The 17,179-nt window shown below is 61.8% G+C and carries 15 protein-coding genes; 3 read left to right on the forward strand and 12 right to left on the reverse strand.

The window, feature by feature from the left end:
* Nucleotides 1-185 precede the first annotated feature (185 nt).
* From gspD to gspG, 5 genes are read right to left on the reverse strand one after another with little or no spacing between them, the layout of a single operon-like run.
* Nucleotides 186-2,516 (reverse strand): type II secretion system secretin GspD, encoded by a 2,331-nt coding sequence (gene gspD, locus NTD80_RS16815; protein ID WP_262134355.1) that lies wholly within the window; start codon nucleotides 2,514-2,516, stop codon nucleotides 186-188.
* Nucleotides 2,513-3,025, reverse strand: a complete 513-nt coding sequence (locus NTD80_RS16820) for a type II secretion system protein M (protein WP_262134356.1) — start codon at nucleotides 3,023-3,025, stop codon at nucleotides 2,513-2,515. The genes gspD and NTD80_RS16820 overlap by 4 nt, the downstream gene beginning before the upstream one ends.
* Nucleotides 3,018-4,088 (reverse strand): type II secretion system protein GspL, encoded by a 1,071-nt coding sequence (gene gspL / locus NTD80_RS16825; RefSeq protein ID WP_262134357.1) that lies wholly within the window; start codon nucleotides 4,086-4,088, stop codon nucleotides 3,018-3,020. The genes NTD80_RS16820 and gspL overlap by 8 nt, the downstream gene beginning before the upstream one ends.
* The gene (gene gspK / locus NTD80_RS16830) at nucleotides 4,085-4,963 is read right to left on the reverse strand and encodes a type II secretion system minor pseudopilin GspK (protein ID WP_262134358.1); all 879 of its coding nucleotides are present in this window, start codon (nucleotides 4,961-4,963) and stop codon (nucleotides 4,085-4,087) included. The genes gspL and gspK overlap by 4 nt, the downstream gene beginning before the upstream one ends.
* 8 nt (nucleotides 4,964-4,971) lie before the next feature.
* The gene (gspG, locus tag NTD80_RS16835; protein ID WP_065905919.1) at nucleotides 4,972-5,421 is read right to left on the reverse strand and encodes a type II secretion system major pseudopilin GspG; all 450 of its coding nucleotides are present in this window, start codon (nucleotides 5,419-5,421) and stop codon (nucleotides 4,972-4,974) included.
* A 149-nt stretch (nucleotides 5,422-5,570) separates the two neighbouring features.
* On the opposite strand from gspG, the gene gspI reads away from it, so the two are divergent.
* Nucleotides 5,571-5,936 carry a type II secretion system minor pseudopilin GspI gene (gene gspI, locus NTD80_RS16840; protein WP_106804366.1) on the forward strand — a complete coding sequence of 122 codons (366 nt, stop codon included), beginning with the start codon at nucleotides 5,571-5,573 and terminating at the stop codon, nucleotides 5,934-5,936.
* On the opposite strand, the gene NTD80_RS16845 is transcribed toward gspI, so the two are convergent.
* A complete protein-coding gene (locus tag NTD80_RS16845) occupies nucleotides 5,923-6,354 on the reverse strand; it encodes a type II secretion system protein N (RefSeq protein WP_262134359.1) in 432 nt (143 codons plus the stop codon). The genes gspI and NTD80_RS16845 overlap by 14 nt on opposite strands.
* 93 nt (nucleotides 6,355-6,447) lie before the next feature.
* Here NTD80_RS16845 and NTD80_RS16850 point away from each other — a divergent pair, with 93 nt between their 5' ends.
* Together NTD80_RS16850 and NTD80_RS16855 are read left to right on the forward strand one after the other, a co-directional pair.
* A complete protein-coding gene (locus NTD80_RS16850; RefSeq protein WP_201144049.1) occupies nucleotides 6,448-6,900 on the forward strand; it encodes a GspH/FimT family pseudopilin in 453 nt (150 codons plus the stop codon).
* A complete protein-coding gene (locus NTD80_RS16855; RefSeq protein WP_262134360.1) occupies nucleotides 6,897-7,508 on the forward strand; it encodes a type II secretion system protein GspJ in 612 nt (203 codons plus the stop codon). The genes NTD80_RS16850 and NTD80_RS16855 overlap by 4 nt, the downstream gene beginning before the upstream one ends.
* Nucleotides 7,509-7,887: 379 nt before the next feature.
* On the opposite strand, the gene NTD80_RS16860 is transcribed toward NTD80_RS16855, so the two are convergent.
* From NTD80_RS16860 to NTD80_RS16885, 6 genes are all read right to left on the reverse strand, one after another.
* Nucleotides 7,888-9,210: a hypothetical protein gene (locus NTD80_RS16860; RefSeq protein WP_262134361.1), complete on the reverse strand. Its 1,323-nt coding sequence runs from the start codon at nucleotides 9,208-9,210 to the stop codon at nucleotides 7,888-7,890.
* A gap of 83 nt (nucleotides 9,211-9,293) precedes the next feature.
* Entirely contained in the window at nucleotides 9,294-12,905 is a 3,612-nt protein-coding gene (gene tssM, locus NTD80_RS16865; RefSeq protein WP_262134362.1) for a type VI secretion system membrane subunit TssM, read from the reverse strand.
* A 60-nt stretch (nucleotides 12,906-12,965) separates the two neighbouring features.
* Nucleotides 12,966-13,397: a hypothetical protein gene (locus NTD80_RS16870; protein ID WP_262134363.1), complete on the reverse strand. Its 432-nt coding sequence runs from the start codon at nucleotides 13,395-13,397 to the stop codon at nucleotides 12,966-12,968.
* A gap of 4 nt (nucleotides 13,398-13,401) precedes the next feature.
* Nucleotides 13,402-14,445 (reverse strand): DUF1911 domain-containing protein, encoded by a 1,044-nt coding sequence (locus NTD80_RS16875; protein WP_262134364.1) that lies wholly within the window; start codon nucleotides 14,443-14,445, stop codon nucleotides 13,402-13,404.
* A gap of 4 nt (nucleotides 14,446-14,449) precedes the next feature.
* Complete coding sequence (locus NTD80_RS16880; protein ID WP_262134365.1) at nucleotides 14,450-15,868, reverse strand: hypothetical protein; 1,419 nt, start codon at nucleotides 15,866-15,868, stop codon at nucleotides 14,450-14,452.
* A partial coding sequence (locus NTD80_RS16885; RefSeq protein WP_262134366.1) for a type VI secretion system Vgr family protein occupies nucleotides 15,865-17,179 on the reverse strand: 1,315 nt, incomplete at its 5' end. The genes NTD80_RS16880 and NTD80_RS16885, both read right to left, overlap by 4 nt.

The following is a 17,179-nucleotide window of genomic DNA, read 5'->3' on the forward strand; positions in this document are numbered from 1 at the left end:
TTTGATGGGCCGCCTAGGATCAAGATCAAGGTCAAGATCAAGATCAAGATCAAAAACAACGTGAAAGCAGGTGGGTTTTTCTGTGGGAGCTGGCTTGCCTGCGATGGCCTCCACTCGGTGTGCATGCAGTACCGAGGTGTCTGCAGCGCAGGCAAGCCAGCGCCCAACAAGAATGCAACCATAAGTCACGGCCGCGTCCCTTCGGAAACCGGCACCGCGCGGATCACTGCCCGCGGCCCCTGTTGTTGGCCACCCGGGATCGCCTTCTCCACCGAAGGCAACTGCGGCGCCTGCACATCCGGCATCGCCCAGCTGTGCTCCGGTTGCAGCCCGCCCTGGGCGCGGCGCATGAATTCGTAGCGGTTCAGGGTGATGCTGCGCCCTGCTCCGCTGTCGCGGATGATGTAGGGGCGCAGGAACACCATCAGGTTGGTCTTGTTCACGCTGCGCTTCTCATTGCGAAACAATGCGCCGAGGCCGGGAATATCCGACAGCCACGGCACCGCATCATTGCTCTGGCTGTAGCCGTCCTGCAGCAGCCCGCCGAGCACCATGATCTGCCCGTCATCCAGCAGGATGCTGGTGTCGATCGCGCGCTTGTTGGTCACCGTGCCGGCCTCCACCGAAGCCCGCGCATCCACGGTGCTGACCTCCTGGTAGATATCCAGCTTCACCGTGCCGCCCTCGGAAATCTGCGGGCGCACGTTGAGCTTGAGCCCCACCTCCTCACGCTGCACGGTCTGGAACGGGTTGTTGCTGGTGCCCCCGCCACCGGTCACGTAGCTGCCGGTGACAAACGGGATGGTCTGCCCGACGAAAATACTCGCCGCTTCGTTGTCCAGGGTCAGCAGGTTCGGCGTCGACAGCACGTTGGTGCCGCCCTTGCTCTTCAGGGCGCGGGCCAGCACCTTGAGGTCGAGCACCTTGCCGATCCCGGGGATGTCTACGGTGCCGTTGACCAGGCCGACGTTGAGGCCCTTGGGCAGCACATCAATGCTGGTGGGGCTGGCGGGCTTGCCATTCACGCCGCTGCCGCCCAGGTTGACGCCGCCGAAGCCGCCCTTGCCACCGAGGTTGCCGGCCTGCCATTGCACGCCAAACTCGGTGGCGTCGTCCTCACCGACTTCCACGATCAGACTTTCGATCACCACCTGGGCGCGGCGCTGGTCGAGCATGTCGATCACTTCGCGCAGGTTGCGGTACAACGGGTCCGGGGCGGAAATCAGCAAGGTGTTGGTGGTGGCGTCGGCCTGGATGGTCACGCCGCCGGCGCTGAATGCGGTGTCCTGGTCACTGGGAGTGCTGCCGGTGCCAGTGGTAGAGCCGCTGGCTTGCCCGTAACCCGACTGCACGCCGCTGCCGGTGGGCGTGCCGCTGCTGTTTTGCGCGGTGCCGGTGGCCGGGCTGTTCTTGCTATTGCCGCCCATGCTGCTGAGCTTGCCACGGGCATCGTCGCTCACCCCGGTATCGCTTTCGCCGGTGAGCAGCCCGCGCAGCGACTGCGCGAGCTTGCCGGCCTGGGCATTGCGCAGGTACACCACGTGCATATTGCTCGGGTTGCTCTGGGCATTGTCGAGCTTGTAGATCAGGTTGCGCGCCAGCTCCGTACGCTCTGGGCTGCCGGAGCGGATGATGATCGAGTTGGAGCGCGGGTCGCCGATCACGTTGATCTTCTGGGTCTGGTCGGCGCCCTGGGTTTCCAGCAACTCGCCGACCATCGCGGCGATGTCCACGGCGATGCCGTTCTGCACCATCACCACGTCGGTGTCGATCGCGCTCGGGGTGTCGATGCCATTGATGATCTGCGCGACGCGCGCGAGGTTTTCCGCATAGTCGGTGATGACGATGCTGTTGTTGCCGGGGTAGGCATTGATCGGGTTGTTCGGCGACACGATGGGGCGCAGCACCGGGATCAGGTTCACCGCATTTTCATACTGCAGGCGGAAAGTGCGCGTCTGCATGCCGCTGCTGCCGGCGCTGTAGATCGGCCCGCCAAGCAACTTCGCATCGGCCTCCGGCACCACCTGGGCCACGCCGCCCACATCGACCACGCTGAAGCCCTGCATGCGCAGCGCCGCCAGTAGCATGTCGTAGGCCTGGTGCGCGGGCACCTGGCCCTCGCTGACCAGGGTGAGGTTGCCTTTCACACGCGGGTCTACCAAAAATTGCTGGCCGGTGGCGCGGGACAAGGCGCGCACCACCGCCTGGATATCCGCGTCGACGAAATTGAGCTGCACCGGCTGGTCGCCCAGCGGGTTGCGCGCCTTGACCGGCGCCGGGGCCTGGCCGCGTGCACTGTGGGTGACCGGGTGTTGCACGCGGGGTTTGGGCGTGACTTCACGCTGGCGATCGAGCGGGGTTTCGCCGCTGCGACGGGTGTCGGCCAGAGGCTGGCCGAGTTCGCTGTCCACCAGCAAGGGCGTGTTTGGCTGCGGGCTGCTGCACGCGCTCAACGCCAGCAACAGCAGCGGCGCGACCTTGCGAAAAGGCGCGTGATGGGGGACTGACCACTTCATGAAGCTTCCTTAGCGCCAAGCGCCTGATCCATGCGAACGGTCCCGGACACAGTGCCGGCCGAGTTATCGACAGCATCCGGCGCGCGCTGCAAGCGCGCCTCGGACACCTCCAGGGAAAACGAATGGGGATTGCCCAGCAACCAGCTCACCACGGCGTCTGCCGGGGCATTCTCCAGCGTGAGGCGCCAGCCGCCGGCGTCCAGTGCCTGCAACTGGTAATGCCCTTGCAGGCCGGCGCCATCGAGGGCCTGGCGCAACGCGGTTTCATCGCCGTGGCGCGGCGCCGCGACGTCCTGCAACAGCACCTGCAAGGCCGCCGCCTGGGCGCGCAGCTTGGGGGTCTCGGCCTGCCAGTACTCGATCTTCTTCAGCGCGGGTTGCACCAGCACCAGCCAGGTCAACAGACTCGCCAGGACCAGCGCAGCGCCGATCAGCAGGCGTTTCTCGCGCAACGCCAGGCCGCTCCAGAACACCTGCGCCTGGCTGCGCACCTGCCGCCACTTATTCATCACTGGCCTCCGGTTTCTCGGCGGCCTGGGCCGGGCCGATGCTCCAGCCATGCTCATCGCGCTCGGCGACAAAGCCGGCCTGGGCCAGCGCGGCTTGCCAATCGCCCACGGCCGTGGGGCTGCGACTGTCGGCGAGCAGCGCCAGGTGCAAGCGGCCCTGTTCGAAGTCCAGGCTGTCGACGCTGCCGACCATGAAGGGCAGATTGCTGCCCGCCAGCTGCAACAGGCGGGTAAAGCGCTGGCCCGGATCGGCGGCCGCACCGCTCTGGCGCGCAGCCAACTGCTGGCGGGCCTGCTGCAATGGGTTGAGCACCACTGGCAATTCAGGAAATGCCTGGCGGACCTGCTGGCTCATCAGCGCCTTGAGCCGCTGGCCCTCATCCACCTGGCGGGCGGCATACAGGTTGAGGCCGACGGTCCAGATCGACGTCGCCAGCGCTACACCGGCGAGCGCCCTGCCCCAACCGCCACGGGGCGCCTGGCTGAGACGCGCGTGCAAGCCCCAGGCCGGCACGGCACCGCTCCAACGCTGCTGCGCCTCCACCAGCGGCACATCGAGGGCCTGCAAGCCCAACGGGTGCACGGCGCCTTGCTGCAGGCTGTCACGGGTCAACAGATAGCCGTCTTCCAACGCTGCCGCGCCGACCGGCAAGGCATACGGCGCAGGGTACAGCCCGCGCAGCTTGAGCGGGGTTTGTGCGACGACCGCGGCGAGCCGCTCCAGGCCGGCCTTCGACACCCAGCCGACCTGCACGCGCCCATCGCTTTCACGCGGGCCGTGGGCCACCTGCATCTGCTCCACCGGACCGAGGATCAGCGCCTGGGCGGCACAGGCCACCGCCGCAGCGGTTTTCGCCGCAGGTAACGGCGGCAACTCAAGGCTGGTCAGCAGGCTGTCGCGCGGATGCAGGAAGCAATCCAGCGCCTGGCGGATCTTGCCCAATTGCGCCAGGCTGGCGTGCCCTTCGTCCACCACCACGCCGCGCTCCAGCCAGGCAAACGTCACCTGGCTGTCCACGCTTAACTCATCGAGCGGCGGCAGGCCAATACGCAAGCGTTTCATACCCCCACCCGCGACCAGATCACCCGTGGCGGGCGGTCTTCGGGCCGATGCAGCAGCGCGTCGAGGGTCACCCGACGCTGCTCGCGCCGTGCCTGGCCCTGCAGGCGAAACCACTCGCTGGTAATGCCCACCTGCACCGAATCCACCGCCACCTGGGGCAAGTGCAGGCGGTTGACGAAATCCCCGCGGTTGATAAACCAGCGGCCGCTGTCACGTTCGGCCAGCAACCCCCGGGCCTGGGCCAGGCTGAGCTGCGGCACCACCGCGCTGAGCACTTCGGCGCTGGCGGTGTTGCCATTGACCCAGGTATTGCTCGGAAGCACGCTAATATAGGTGCGCAGCCGCCGCAGCTGCGCCGAGTCCAGGCCGTCAATGCCGCTCAAGTCGTCGAGGTTGCGCAGCATCGGGTATTTGGCCGGCACACCGTTCTGCTCGTAGGAGGCGATGACCCGCTGGCTGATGCGCCGACTCACGGCCGGGTCGACCCCGATCAGGCGGCACAGGCGCTCGAAGGACTGCAATTGTTCGGCATCCGGCTGCTGGCGGTTGACCAGGTTGCGCAGGTTGAACTTGCCCTGCTCGTCCTCGATCTGCCCCTCGAACGCGCCGCCCTGGGCCTGCGCCCACGGCTGGTCGAGGCGCGTCAGCACCTCCTTCTGGCGCGCCTCCCAGAGCATCTGCCGGCTGCGCTCCAGGCCGCCTTGCAACAGCCACTGGCCCTGTACGCGCAATTGCTCGGCTTCCAGGCTGCGAGTGAACACACTCTGACGTGTGAGCATCGCCCCGGCGAGCACGGCCACCACCGCCGCGATCAGCAAGGCGCTGATAATCGCCATGCCGCGCTGCTTCGCCGCTGTGGGCGAATACCGTTTCATGGCGCGCCTTACAACTGCCAGGAGCCGATATCGGCATTCACGCCGTCGCCATCCGGTTGGCCGTCGGCCCCCAGCGAGAACACATCGACCTCACCATTGGCGCCCGGGTTGAGGTAGTGATAAGGGTTGCCCCACGGGTCGTTGGGCAGGCGCTCGAGGTAGGCGCGCCAGTTGCTGTTCTTCGCATCCGCCGGGCGCTCCACCAGCACCTTCAGGCCCTGGTTCATGCTCGGGTAGGTGCCGTGGTCCAGGCGATACAGCTTGAGGGCTTGCATCAAGCCGCCGATGTCCTGTTTCGCCGCCGTGGCCCGCGCCTGGTCCGGGCGATCCAGGACCTTGGGTACCACCATCGCCGCCAGGATCCCGAGGATGACCACCACCACCATGATCTCGATCAAGGTGAAGCCACGCTGGCCGCGAGGCCCTGGCAATGGGGATGTTAGGCGCGCGATATCCATCTCGACATTCCTTGGCTTGAGTGCATTTCGTGGCGCAGTGTTGCAAGAACACATGTCAGTCGTATTGAAAATCCTCGGGAGTTTCGGTCGCCAATCGGTCAACTCCCGGCGCTAGTCTGCGGGCCTGTTTCCAGGCTTTCGAGACCCCCATGGACAGCCGTCGCAAGGCGCAAGGCTTTACCCTGATCGAGGTGCTGGTGGCGCTGGCGATCATCGCCGTGGCCATGGCCGCAGCCGTGCGCGTGGCCGGGTTGATGACCCAGAGCAATGGCCTGCTGCGCGACAAGTCCATCGCCTTATTGGCAGCGCAGAGCCGCCTGGCCGAGTTGCGCCTGGAAGGCCATTTGCGCAGCGGCAAAAAGACCTTCGACTGCGACCAGGGCCGCTTGCAGCTGCGCTGCGAACAAACCATCAGCGCCGATGGTGCGCTGTTTCACGTGCATGTGCAGGTGCTCGACGCCCGCCGCGAAGCGCCGCCGCTGGCGCGCCTGGACACACAGGTCAGGGTCGAGTGAGCAGCGGCAGCGCAGGCCCGTCCGGCAATTTGTCGAGCTTCACGCGCAGCTTCTCGCCGCCGCGCTCGATCTCCACGCCGTCGCCTTCAATGGCCGTCAGGCGCACGCCGGGGCTGAGGCGTTCACCCAACAAAAAGCTGCGGGGCGGGCCGTCGTTGAGGCTGAGGATCGCCACGGCACCGCGTGCCCCGGCCAGCACACCCGAGACCTTGACCTGCACTGCAGTCGGCGTAGTCGAGAACCATTGCAGCGCCGGGTTATCACTGCGCGCCGCGAGGGCCTGGGGCGTGACCGCCGGTGTGTGGGATTCGGCCGACGTGAGCAGCAGCGGCGTCCACACCGCCACACCGGCCAACGCCGCCAGCACCGCCAGTGCCTGCACCCCGTGGGCCGGTGAAAAACGAAGGGCAAATGCCATGAGTGGGACCTCCTGTTTGTCCGTGGCACCAGCCTACAGCTCAATTCGCACGTTTTTATTTCAGCTCCTCTCCAGTTCTCCAGGTGCCCTGCGATGAAACAACACGGCTTCACCCTGATCGAGTTGATGGTGGTATTGGTGATCATCGGCATTGCCAGCGCCGCCATCAGCCTGACCATCAAGCCCGACCCACTGCACCTGCTGCGCAAGGACGCCGAGCGCCTCAGCCAACTGCTGCAAATCGCCCAGGCCGAAGCCCGCACGGACGGCCGCCCGATCACCTGGCGCGGCGATGCCGAGGGCTTTCGCTTCAACCGCCGCAGCGACGACGGCAGCGGTATCGAAACCTTCCAGGGCGACGACCCACTGCGCCCGCGCCTATGGGAAAGCACACCGATGCAAATCACTGTCGAACCGCGCCAGCGCCTGGTACTCGATGCCGAATGGATCAGCCCAGCGCTGCGCGTGGTGCTGTCCGACGGCCAACACAGCCTCAGCCTGCAACGCGACGCCCAAGGCTTGATGCGCGTGGTGAGCCAGCCATGAACACCTCCCAACAGGGCTTCACCCTGATCGAAGTAATGGTCGCGATCATGCTCATGGCGCTGGTCAGCGTCATCGCCTGGCGCGGTCTGGACAGCGTCACCCGCGCCGACCAGCACCTGCAGGCCAGCAGCGAACAGACCGAAGTGCTGCTGCGCGCACTGAACCAGATGCAACGCGACATCAGCCTGCGCGCCAGCGTCGAACTGAACGCCCCGGATCCCTCCAGGAACAACGAAGAAAAGGTTGATGGACTGGCGGCCGTGACAGTGCGCAGTTCCGACAGCAAAGGCTTTCGGCTGGACATCATTCGCAGCGCCCCCGTCGCCGGAGATGGCCTGCAACGGGTACGTTGGTGGCTCAAGGGCGACAGCTTGTATCGCGCTGCGGCGCCTGCACGGGATCGCTATCCGTTGCCGGCGGCGAAGGACGCGGTGGTGGTGCTGACAGGGGTCAGTGATCTGCAGGTGCGCGTGTGGGAGGCGGATAAGGGCTGGCGGCAGCTGAGCGGGAATCGGCGTGAGGATCCGTTGGGGATGGAGATCAGTCTGGTCCGGGAGACGCCCCAAGGTGCGGAGCGCTATCGGCAGGTGGTGGGGCCGTTGCGATGATTGGGTACATAACGCCTTCTCCCGTCTCAAGCCACGCCTTGCGCAGACTCAACGTCTGCGCCAGCTGTTCCACGCGCACATGCGGCAAGCCGCGTAAAAACCAGTTATTCAAACACTGTGGGCTGACCCGCAGCCATTCAGCGAATGCCGTGGAGGAAATTTCGCACGCCTTGAGGACCAGGCGGAGGCGTTGCTCCGAATGGGCGGGACAGGTTGATTGCGCAGAACACACCTGGTGTGAGTTTTGATCGATGCTCATCAGTACTTGGCTCCCTGCCATGACGCCGACATTGACGGGTCGGCGTTCTCCTCCAGATGAAAAACACGCTGATGGCATAGAACTCCGGCCGCGAGAGTCATGATCCCCAGCAAACCGTGCTCAGGCTCTCAGCGTGCTCCCGATTTCCTCAACCGCAAAACTGACGTCATGACCGGCACGGATCAGGTCCGCGAAACGCAACATGACCGCCGTTCCAAGATCAAGCGCCAAGGCATTCGACATCAACTCCCGGATAGGCGCGCAAAGCACATCGGCAGCCCTTGACGCACATTCCTGGCCGGTCAGTCGGGCAATACAGGCGTTCGCGGTTAAGCCGGTGGTGGTTTCGTCAGTCCCGAATGTCTCGGTAAGCACCATTCCCAACGTACCCGCCGGCTGGTGCTCCGGACGACTCCAGGAACTGAGCTCAAGGGCGCCGCGCCGCACCTTCTCAAGGCGCCGCCGAATTTTTCCTGGAATGGTCGCAGCCGCTTTCTCACGATTGTAGTACCTGAGATTAGTCATGCTGGACGCGTCCTTGGCGGCTGCCCACGCCACAAACCAGAGTTGACCGACGCTATAGCTTTCCAACGCCGAGCGCATGATGCTTTTGAGCTCGTCCCACTGCTGTTCAGTGAGTTCAAGACTGTATCGATCGCATTGGTCGCTCAAATAGCAAATCACATCAGCGACGGAGTAATCGAGCCATAGACCAAAGAGTCCCTGGGCATCGGTAAGTGCCCTGCCCGATAAAGTGCTGATGGCCTCTTTTCCATCTCCTGCCGTGGTGCCTGACGCCAGAAGGTAGACCAGTTGCGCACCTTTGGACCAAATCTCATCCCCCTTCCAATAATAAGTACCGGGCCTTGCTTTGAGAGGGTCCTCGAGGATCAGGCCAGCTTCCCGCAGTTGCTCCACAAAATCGCCGACATACCAGGGCGCAAGACCCCGGCAATCACCGATAGTAAAACCACCACTGGTCAGCCTGGGAGTAACCGCAGTATCCAGGGCCAACAGAAGCAACACCTGCGCATCCGGTACAGTAGCGTAATCGACCCTTTTGGAAGCTTGCCTGTCGCCGAACTCGGCAAGAAGCCTTTGCAGTTCAGCGTCCTTTACGCGTTCGGCTTCCAGCGCTATGGCATCCCGGTCCGCCTTGCAGCGAGCACACAGCCCGGTAGATCGGAGGGGAACCTTTTTCGCTTCGGATCGATTTCGAATTTCGATCAACGCCCCACATTCAGGGCAGACCTGGTTTTCATCAAACGCCCTGCAACGCTGTCGTATGAAGCCAATCAGCGTAACGCCCTGAGGCAGTGCCAGACACTCTCCGAGTGCGCTGACTTTTTCTAGGAATTGCCCAGCATCGTCCATTGCCCAGTAACGCTCGATCAACTCAATTTCCTTAAGATCTGCGGTCAGTAGTTGTAGCCTGATTGCCATGCCATGGGTCCTGTTCACGAGGGGTTGTATACACTCAGCCTTGTTTGAGTTTTCAGGTGTTACTTAGCAATTTCTGCGGTTTCTCATCGCAGAGTCAGCTTGTCTGTCATGCTTTTTCCCCGCCATTCCTCCAATAAGGTCCTGGGCAATACGAACCCTTCAAAGCTGCGCTGCGTCACCGGGTTGTTGGCCTTCTCCGCAACAATGCGATAACGCATCAGCCCATCGGCAATGGCGAAGGTCAGGTCCACACTGGTGTCGGTCCTGCCATTGAGGTGCCCGCGGCTGAGCAGGCGGAACAGCGACCACGGACCGCGGTAGCTCAAGCTGGCAGTGTTGCCGGTACTGTGTACCAGCGTCAGTTGGCTGCCATTGGTGTTGCCCAGACTATTGGGCCACACCAGCCCCGTGCGCTGCGGGGCGCCATGCTGGTAAGGGATCAATTGCCCATCGACGCTGAGCATGCTGCTCAGGCGGGTCGCGCTCAGGGCCAGGGGTTCGATGGTCAGTTGCACTGCCAGGTGGCCGCGATGATTGAAGAACGTGTCGCGGATGCGCTCGGCCCTTTTCAGCTGGTCCAGCACGTCGCTGCGCACCAAGTAGCCGCCGAGGCTGTCGGAGTACAGGGCATCGAGGTTGTCCTTGAGGAACACGCTCAAGTACTGATCGTGGAACTGCTGCAGACGCCCTTGCGGGCCGAAGAGCGCTTCGAAGTCATCCAGCGAGGCATCCTCGCCGCTTGCCTTGAACGGGTAGCGGCCTGCCAGGCGGTCGCGGTAGAAGCTATAGACTTCACTGTCCCAGCGTTTTTCCAGTTCGCGCAAGGCGGCAATCACCAGCACCTGCGAGGTTTGGTCCGCGAGTTTCTTGACCTGCTGATTCAGCGGTTCGGGCAAGCCCACGGCAACGCGCTGCAGGTTGGCAATCGGGTCGGCACCGCCCAGGGAGAAACGGTTGAGGACGGTTTTCAACGCCGCCTTGCCGGGGTCAGGATGGTCGTGCACGGCTTTGGCGTAGTCGTAGACGGCGCTGACTGAGCGAAGAGTTTCTTCGTAGTAGGACGGCTGCTCACCTTGCGTGGTAATCAGTTCCGCCAGGTTGGAGAACGCACGCCGAATTCCCGCTGCCTGTTGTTGACCCTCCGATACCTTGTCCAACGTGAGCGGCACTTGCCCCTCAACCAAAGGCAGCGACGGATAGATCACGCTGTTATCGCGCAGGGTTTCCAGCAGGCGCCGCAGGGGTGCAGCGGGGCCGGTGACTTGCTCCAGCACCGCCACGCCGTGGCTGAGGTCGTCGAAGTCGGTAACTGCAAACTGATTCAGTGCACGCCGCCAACTGTCCACATAGTCAGCGCTGTACAGGGCGCGGACACGCTGGGTCAGCACTTTGCGGTCTTCCTCGGAGTAGTCCAGCCGTTGGCGTTCGCCGAGTACCCATTGGTCGATCATGGCCAGTTCGATGATGCCCTCGGTGCCGGGCTCGAAGTAGTCCTTGAAGCCTTTGGCGGTGAGTAGCGGCGTCAGCAGCAAACCGCTGCCTTCTTGATCAGTGTTCAGCGGACGGTAAACGATGTCGAATGCCGGACCTATCTCAATGCGCAGATCCAGTGGGCGGTGCAATCGCTCCAGTGCCTGTTGTTTCAGGCTCATGTAGACCCGTTCAGCCATGGGCAACTGACGCAGTTGCTGCTGTACCTGGGCAATGCGTCCACGGTAGTGCGGCAGATCGGCATCGGCGTACTTCAGCGCGTAGCCCAAGTGCCCCATTAAATCGGCCTGCAACTGCCCCTGACCCGGATAGGCGCGTTGCAACTGCTTGGCGACCCACTCTTCGACGATGACCGGTCGACGGTTTTGCCGTTCTTCGAGCATGCGATACACGCGCAAGGCCGCCAGCTGCTGATTGCTGCCCGCGGGCGCGGCGTTGATGGCGTCCAGTACACCGCCTGCAATTGCCGGCAGAAAGCGTTTGGACAGCAGATTCAGATAGGCTTCATCCACCGTTGGGCCAATCGCCCTCCCCTGGTACAGCCCCATATCCGACAGAAAGGGCCATGCCTCGCGGTAGTCGCCGTACACCAACACGGCATCGCGGATCTGGTCCAGGGGCACCAGCAGGTTGCGGCCTGTGGTGTCGACCCTGGCATCGATGTCGCGCTCACTGAAGTCCTGGCTCTTGGCCAACACGCTGGCAGCCTTGTCGCGGTTGATGTCGAAGTAAAACTGCCAAGTGCCAATGACCACCAGACACCCCAGGGACGCGACGCCGAACCCGGCGATCAGCAGCCGCCGCTTGCTGCGGGCCACCTTGATGTTGTCACCCGCCAGGCCCGCTTCGGGGTAGATCACCCGCTGGAACAATTGCTGGGCAAAGTAGATGGCCGAGCCACCGGCCGGTTTGACTTCGGGCGGCGGTGGCGGCAGTTGATAGGCTTGCCCCGCTTCCTTGATGAACGCATTGCTCAGGGTGCCTTGTTGCAAGACCGAGGAAAAATACAACCCTCGTACCAACGCCGGGGTGGTGAAACGATCACTGCCAAGCATTTCGCTCAAGAAACCAAACAGTGCCGGGCGCAGGCCCGCCATCTGTTGCACCAGCGCCTGTAAACGATCACTTTCGGTAAGCCCGGATGACGCCATGACGCCGTCGAAAACCTGTTCACTCAGGCAGGCGACAAAGGCCTGGTATTGGCCCGTCAGCTCCGCCAGCCAGGCGTCGAAATCATCCACCGCGTCCAGGCTGAAAGTGAAGCCCAGCAGGTCTTCGCGCCCTGTGCGCGACAACCGGGCGAAGAACTCTTCGAAGCCTTCCAACAGGTCGAACTTGCTCAGCGTCACATACACCGGCAAACGCGTGCCCAATTGCCGTGTCAGCTCAAACAACCGTGTGCGCAGCAGGTTGGCGTGGGCCTTGCGTTGTTCGGGACGTTGTCCCAACAAGGCCTGCACGTCGATCACCAAAACAACCCCATTGAGTGCCCGGCGACTGCGGTTGCGCGCCAGCCAGTCGAGCAGGTGCTGCCAAAGACGTGAGTGGGTGCCGGCGGGCAGCACCGGTTTGACTTTGCCCCGATGCTCGACGCTATCAGCCGTCGGCTCCGAGTGGCTGAGAAACTCACCCGGCGGATCGATCAGCACCGCCTCATCACCGATCCACCAGTCCACCGGATAGGCCAGTTGCTCCTCCTGATGCGCCCTGGCCCCCGTCCTCGTCACATGGGACAAGGCAAAGCTCTGATTAGAGCGGGTGATCAGGCAGGTCTTGCCGGCATTTTCCTCACCCAGCACCAGGTACCACGGCAATTGATAAAGCGAACGGCGACGCTCCATGTTGTTCAGCAAGTTGCCCAGGCTACGGTCCAGTGCCCGTTCCTGTGCCTCGATATAGGGTAGGCAAGGATCGGCTTGTACCTCCACCTCATGTTGGCGCTCAAGCTGCAGGCGCTGGTAGCGAATACGCACCCGCCATGCCCAGATCAGCAGCGGTAGTACCAACACCCCGACAGTGGCAGATACGCGTAGTGCCATGTCACTTAGCGGCCGATGCTCGCGCCAGGTCCACTGTGGCCCCAACCACCAGATGGCGATCAATAAAAACACCACGCCCAGCAGCACCAGTACTGGCACCGCCTGGTTGAACTGACGCAGCACCGGCAGGCCCCAGCTTTTTAGGTAACCCCAGACCATCTTCATGAATCGCTCCTAGCGTGTTTGTAGAGTTCGTTACTCACGAACATGTCCCCTTTGCTCTGGTTAACGGCCCGTCCATGGGCATGGCTCGCGCTGCGCAAAGCTGGCGGCGATCCCATCAAGGATGCGTTCGCTTCCAGCAACCTCTTCAGCACGGGGCCCGCGAATGTTGGCCCAGGGATCCGGCTTGGGCGCCACCGCGCCGTAGCGCATGTGCACGGACTTGAGGGTCGCGTCCCATAACTTTCGAGGTGTGAACCGTGGGGCCTGTTGACGTTTGCCCCACGCATCGTTTTCCAGGTGATGGACTCGAGGCTGGGGCTTGTCTTTGCTGTCGTAATAGACATAGGTGTGCGGCTGATATGAGCCAGCGATTTTCTGATGGAACTCTTTCGCCTCAGAAATGCTCGACTCAAACGTTTCGGCCCCAGGTTTAAAACCGACTCGCTTCCAAGCCCTACCCTGACGCGTTAAATAAGCGGTGGGATGGCTCATCGCTTCAACCCTCCTGCCGCTGATCGAGCGCCCAGCGCCAAACGGTAATTCCGCGCGCCACACCACTGGCAATATCCGGAAAAATATCCCCGGCCTCGAAACGACGTAGAGCGTCGTGGCTGGCATCGCTCCACCACCAACCGCTTTGTGGGCAGGCCTGGCCTGAATGCAGAGTCGATTCGATAGGTGGCGGCGGATATTGGCGGGCGTAATCGACCCAGTCCTTGGGATAGAACTGCATATCGCGGTAACTGCTGTCGTCGATGCGGAGCAGCCATGTGACCGCCGCTGCTTCCCAGGACCAATAGCCGTAGTGGAGGTAGCCACCCTCTTCGTGCTGATCAATATAGGGTTCGCGGCGGCTAGCGTGGTACCACTCATCCAGGTAGGACTTGATCAGTTCCGCACGCTTGGCCGGGGCGGCGTCGAACACTTTGAGCAACTTGCGGTATGGCAATTGTCGAGTGCATTTATCCGGCGGCAGGCCGCGATCCGCCACAAACGGTCGCACCAGACGCTCCAACAAACCGTCGCGTACCCCCATCAGTTCGTTGGCGTAATCCAGGAAAGCCATGACTCTTGGCATCGTGTGGGCATAGCCGCTGAGCAGGCCGAAGCAGGTCAGGCGCAGGGCCACGATCCAGTATTCTTCGGTGCGCAACGCGGCGTGTGGCGTCATGTAGTTGCCCGCTTCGGGCGACTGATGATAATGAGCGTGGAAGTCGCCGTAGTCTTCTGCCCATTCCAATGCATAAGGCCAGACCTCGGCCAGTTGCTCGACCGACGCACCGGTGGAATATTGCAGGTTGGTCCAGTCGAGGGCGTCCCAGAGCCTCTGATTCGTAGAAGTCATTAGCCCACTGGGCTTTGAGCGTTCGCGATACTTGGGTAAGTCCGTCGTGATCATGTGCAGGCGGCCCATGAAGTCATCAAAACGTTCTGGATAATTTTTGTAGAGAACGTAGCGTTCACGGCGCTGCTCGAAATCCGCTTCATTGATCTTCCAACTAAACCAGCGAGGCCAATTGGGCATGGGAAGTTTCTTCATGGAATTACTCTCGTAGCATCTGAGTAGGTAAAACGAATTCGGTACCGATCTGATGTGCCACTGAGGCTTTGCAGCATTTGGGCGTGACAGGCCCCTTAGCTCGCTCGTGCAGGTTGTGGTTGGGGCCGACCACCGTAATCAGGCTGCGGTCGTAAGGGCACTTCACTAACTGGCGAGTGACTTCACCGTTTTCGAGACGGGTTTCAGCCCCCATCTTGAATTCGACGCTCCTCCAGGCCTCAATCTGCCGCCCCAGAACCAACTTATGCTGCTCAACCAACTGAGCATCCCGAATCTTCGCCGCAATCCACTTATGACTCAGCTGTCGCCCATCCCCCACCGTGGGTTTGTTCACTGCCCGCTCCACGCGCTTTTCGTCCTCCATCCCCAAGTACGCATCAATTCCGTACTCCAACCCGGCGAACACCGCCTTGGCCGTTTCCAGTTTGTGAAACGCGCCGCCCGTGCCCTTGGTGTCGCTGATGCGATAACTCAACGGCAAGCCGCCGCCATGCCACACATGGTCAATACCTCGATGCCCCGGCTGACTCATTTCATACAGCTTGCCGCGATGGTTGATCTTGGCCCGCCGGCGCTGGCGCTTGACGAAGTAGTAATCGGTAATGTGTTCGCCCGAGACGCTGATCTGATGCGGCCTTTGGCTGGAGCGCTCGCTTTGCCTCTGTTGCGCCGTCACCCGGCCTTGAGCCGGCAATCGAGTCCCGGCCGTAGGGGTTGCCACATTGCCGCTTGCCTGGCTGTTGGGTGCAGGCGCCCTGCTCCCGCCAGGCGCAGCAGGTGTACGCGCCGTGGTGTTGGGCAGCGGATCGGCCAAGGCTTTTTGGTGAGCGCGCTTGAGGGTGTTCATCGCCTCGGTAATCTGGCGCTGGGCCATATCCTGAAGCTGGCGTAACTGTTCGATCAGACGTTGCACGCCTTTGCGGCCCAATGCCCAAGTCGACAGGCTGCGGCTAAGCATGCTGATCAGTCCGGACAATATTGTGTCGATGTTCTGGATGACCTCGGCGGTGTACCGCGCCCAATCCAGTTGGCGAAACCAGGACTCGATATCGCCGCGCACGTGGCGTGGCAAGCTGTCGAGAATGCGCCCCATGGGCTTGCCGTGACGCAGCATGTTGAACACGTTTTTCAGCGCATCGCCAAAGCCCGGTACCAGGGCCACCAACGACAGCACCAGATCGAGCCAGTGCTGGCCACTGTCAGGCGTGCGCGTGAGCTGATAAAGGCAACGCAGGATGTTGTATGCATCGACCGCCTGCCCCACAAAGGGAATCAGGCCCAGTACAGTGCTGACCATCATCTGTGCCAACGACGCGCCACGGCCTTCAACGACCTCTTCGACCCAGGTGAGGACCTGTAAGAACGTGTCGTCTTCAAGACGGGAAGTACTGGAGTGACTCATGACACTTCCCCTTGATCAATCACCAAGGAAACTTGTTCATGCTCACCCACTGTTTCGGGACCTGACTCATCACTGGTGGTGTCCTCACCGTAGGCATAGCTTTCAATCATGTCGTCATAGTCCAGGCGACCCGACTCTAAAGCCTCAATCTCATCGGCAAAGTAAGTGCTTTGTCGGTACTCATCTTCTTGTCGTCGGTAGCGCTCAATGGCCTGCTCAGCCTCCTCCGGTGTATTGGGTAAAACGCCAAACACTTCATTTTTTGTTTGTTTGTTGGTGGGAAACGGCTCTCTGATGTCATAACCGAAATAGGCAACCCCAGTACCAGGCGGGTTGTCGAGCAGCGCAGTGCCCCAGTCATCAAGATTGCCGGTTCTCTGCGTACCGTCATCAAACTCAACCCGATAGAGTGCCCCGACCTCAGGCTTCAAATCGGCATAGGTGTAATGCAACTCAAGCGGCGGCCTGTTGATGAGTACCGAGCTGTCGTGCTCGGCCAGCTTGATATTGAGATCCACCTCGGCACCGCTGATTACTACAGGTCCAGAGGCGCTGAAGTCGAAAGAACAACCGTTGATTAAGACCGTGCCGTCGGCCCTCATAATCAAGATTGACCTGCCCACCTGGATCGAAAACTCTTCTTCGACTTCGATCGAGTAGGTATGCCCGATGCACTCGGATTTGCTCAGCCCGACTTGCTCACTCTGGCTAAGCCCCACGGTAGTGTTCATACCTCCACCCACTGTCCGCTGATAGGCCGCGCCAATGGTCAGCGCTTTGGCCAAACCAATGGTCTCGGCCTTGGCCAGCTTGATGGTCTCGACCTTGTTGCCGCCGATGGTCACGCTACGGTTGGCGCCGATGCTGATGGTTTCGTTCTGGCCAACGTCCTCGGTGCGGTGGTCGCCGATGGACACGGTTTCGTTATGCTCGACCCGCTCCTTGCGGTCATTGCCGACGAAGATGCCGTTGTTGTTTTTGATATGGACGTTCTTGTCTTTTTCGGCATGGATAAACACCTCCTGGTGCCCCAGCTCATCCTCAAAGCGCAGCTCGTTGAAGCCCGAGCCCTTGTGGGTTCGGCTTTTGATGGTCATCCGCGTCTTGTGTTTGGGCAGTTCATACGGCGGCAGATTGGTTTGGCGGTAGGTGCGGCCCGTGGCGATAGGCTGATCAGGATCGCCATCCAGGAAGCTGATGATTAGTTCCTGATTCACTCGGGGCACGGCCATAGCACCCCAAGTCGCCCCGGCCCAGCCCTGAGCCACGCGAATCCAGCACGAACTCTGGTCGTTGTTCTTGTCCGAACGA

Origin of the sequence: Pseudomonas sp. 13B_2.1_Bac1 (assembly GCF_025466155.1) — a bacterium.
GTDB classification, from domain to species: Bacteria; Pseudomonadota; Gammaproteobacteria; order Pseudomonadales; family Pseudomonadaceae; genus Aquipseudomonas; species Aquipseudomonas aylmerensis.

Bases quoted from the DNA above. Each gene is read 5' to 3' on its own strand.
- gspD (WP_262134355.1), bottom strand. From the start codon at position 2,516: ATGAAGTGGTCAGTCCCCCATCACGCGCCTTTTCGCAAGGTCGCGCCG.
- NTD80_RS16820 (WP_262134356.1), bottom strand. From the start codon at position 3,025: ATGAATAAGTGGCGGCAGGTGCGCAGCCAGGCGCAGGTGTTCTGGAGC.
- gspL (WP_262134357.1), bottom strand. From the start codon at position 4,088: ATGAAACGCTTGCGTATTGGCCTGCCGCCGCTCGATGAGTTAAGCGTG.
- gspK (WP_262134358.1), bottom strand. From the start codon at position 4,963: ATGAAACGGTATTCGCCCACAGCGGCGAAGCAGCGCGGCATGGCGATT.
- gspG (WP_065905919.1), bottom strand. From the start codon at position 5,421: ATGGATATCGCGCGCCTAACATCCCCATTGCCAGGGCCTCGCGGCCAG.
- gspI (WP_106804366.1), top strand. From the start codon at position 5,571: ATGGACAGCCGTCGCAAGGCGCAAGGCTTTACCCTGATCGAGGTGCTG.
- NTD80_RS16845 (WP_262134359.1), bottom strand. From the start codon at position 6,354: ATGGCATTTGCCCTTCGTTTTTCACCGGCCCACGGGGTGCAGGCACTG.
- NTD80_RS16850 (WP_201144049.1), top strand. From the start codon at position 6,448: ATGAAACAACACGGCTTCACCCTGATCGAGTTGATGGTGGTATTGGTG.
- NTD80_RS16855 (WP_262134360.1), top strand. From the start codon at position 6,897: ATGAACACCTCCCAACAGGGCTTCACCCTGATCGAAGTAATGGTCGCG.
- NTD80_RS16860 (WP_262134361.1), bottom strand. From the start codon at position 9,210: ATGGCAATCAGGCTACAACTACTGACCGCAGATCTTAAGGAAATTGAG.
- tssM (WP_262134362.1), bottom strand. From the start codon at position 12,905: ATGAAGATGGTCTGGGGTTACCTAAAAAGCTGGGGCCTGCCGGTGCTG.
- NTD80_RS16870 (WP_262134363.1), bottom strand. From the start codon at position 13,397: ATGAGCCATCCCACCGCTTATTTAACGCGTCAGGGTAGGGCTTGGAAG.
- NTD80_RS16875 (WP_262134364.1), bottom strand. From the start codon at position 14,445: ATGAAGAAACTTCCCATGCCCAATTGGCCTCGCTGGTTTAGTTGGAAG.
- NTD80_RS16880 (WP_262134365.1), bottom strand. From the start codon at position 15,868: ATGAGTCACTCCAGTACTTCCCGTCTTGAAGACGACACGTTCTTACAG.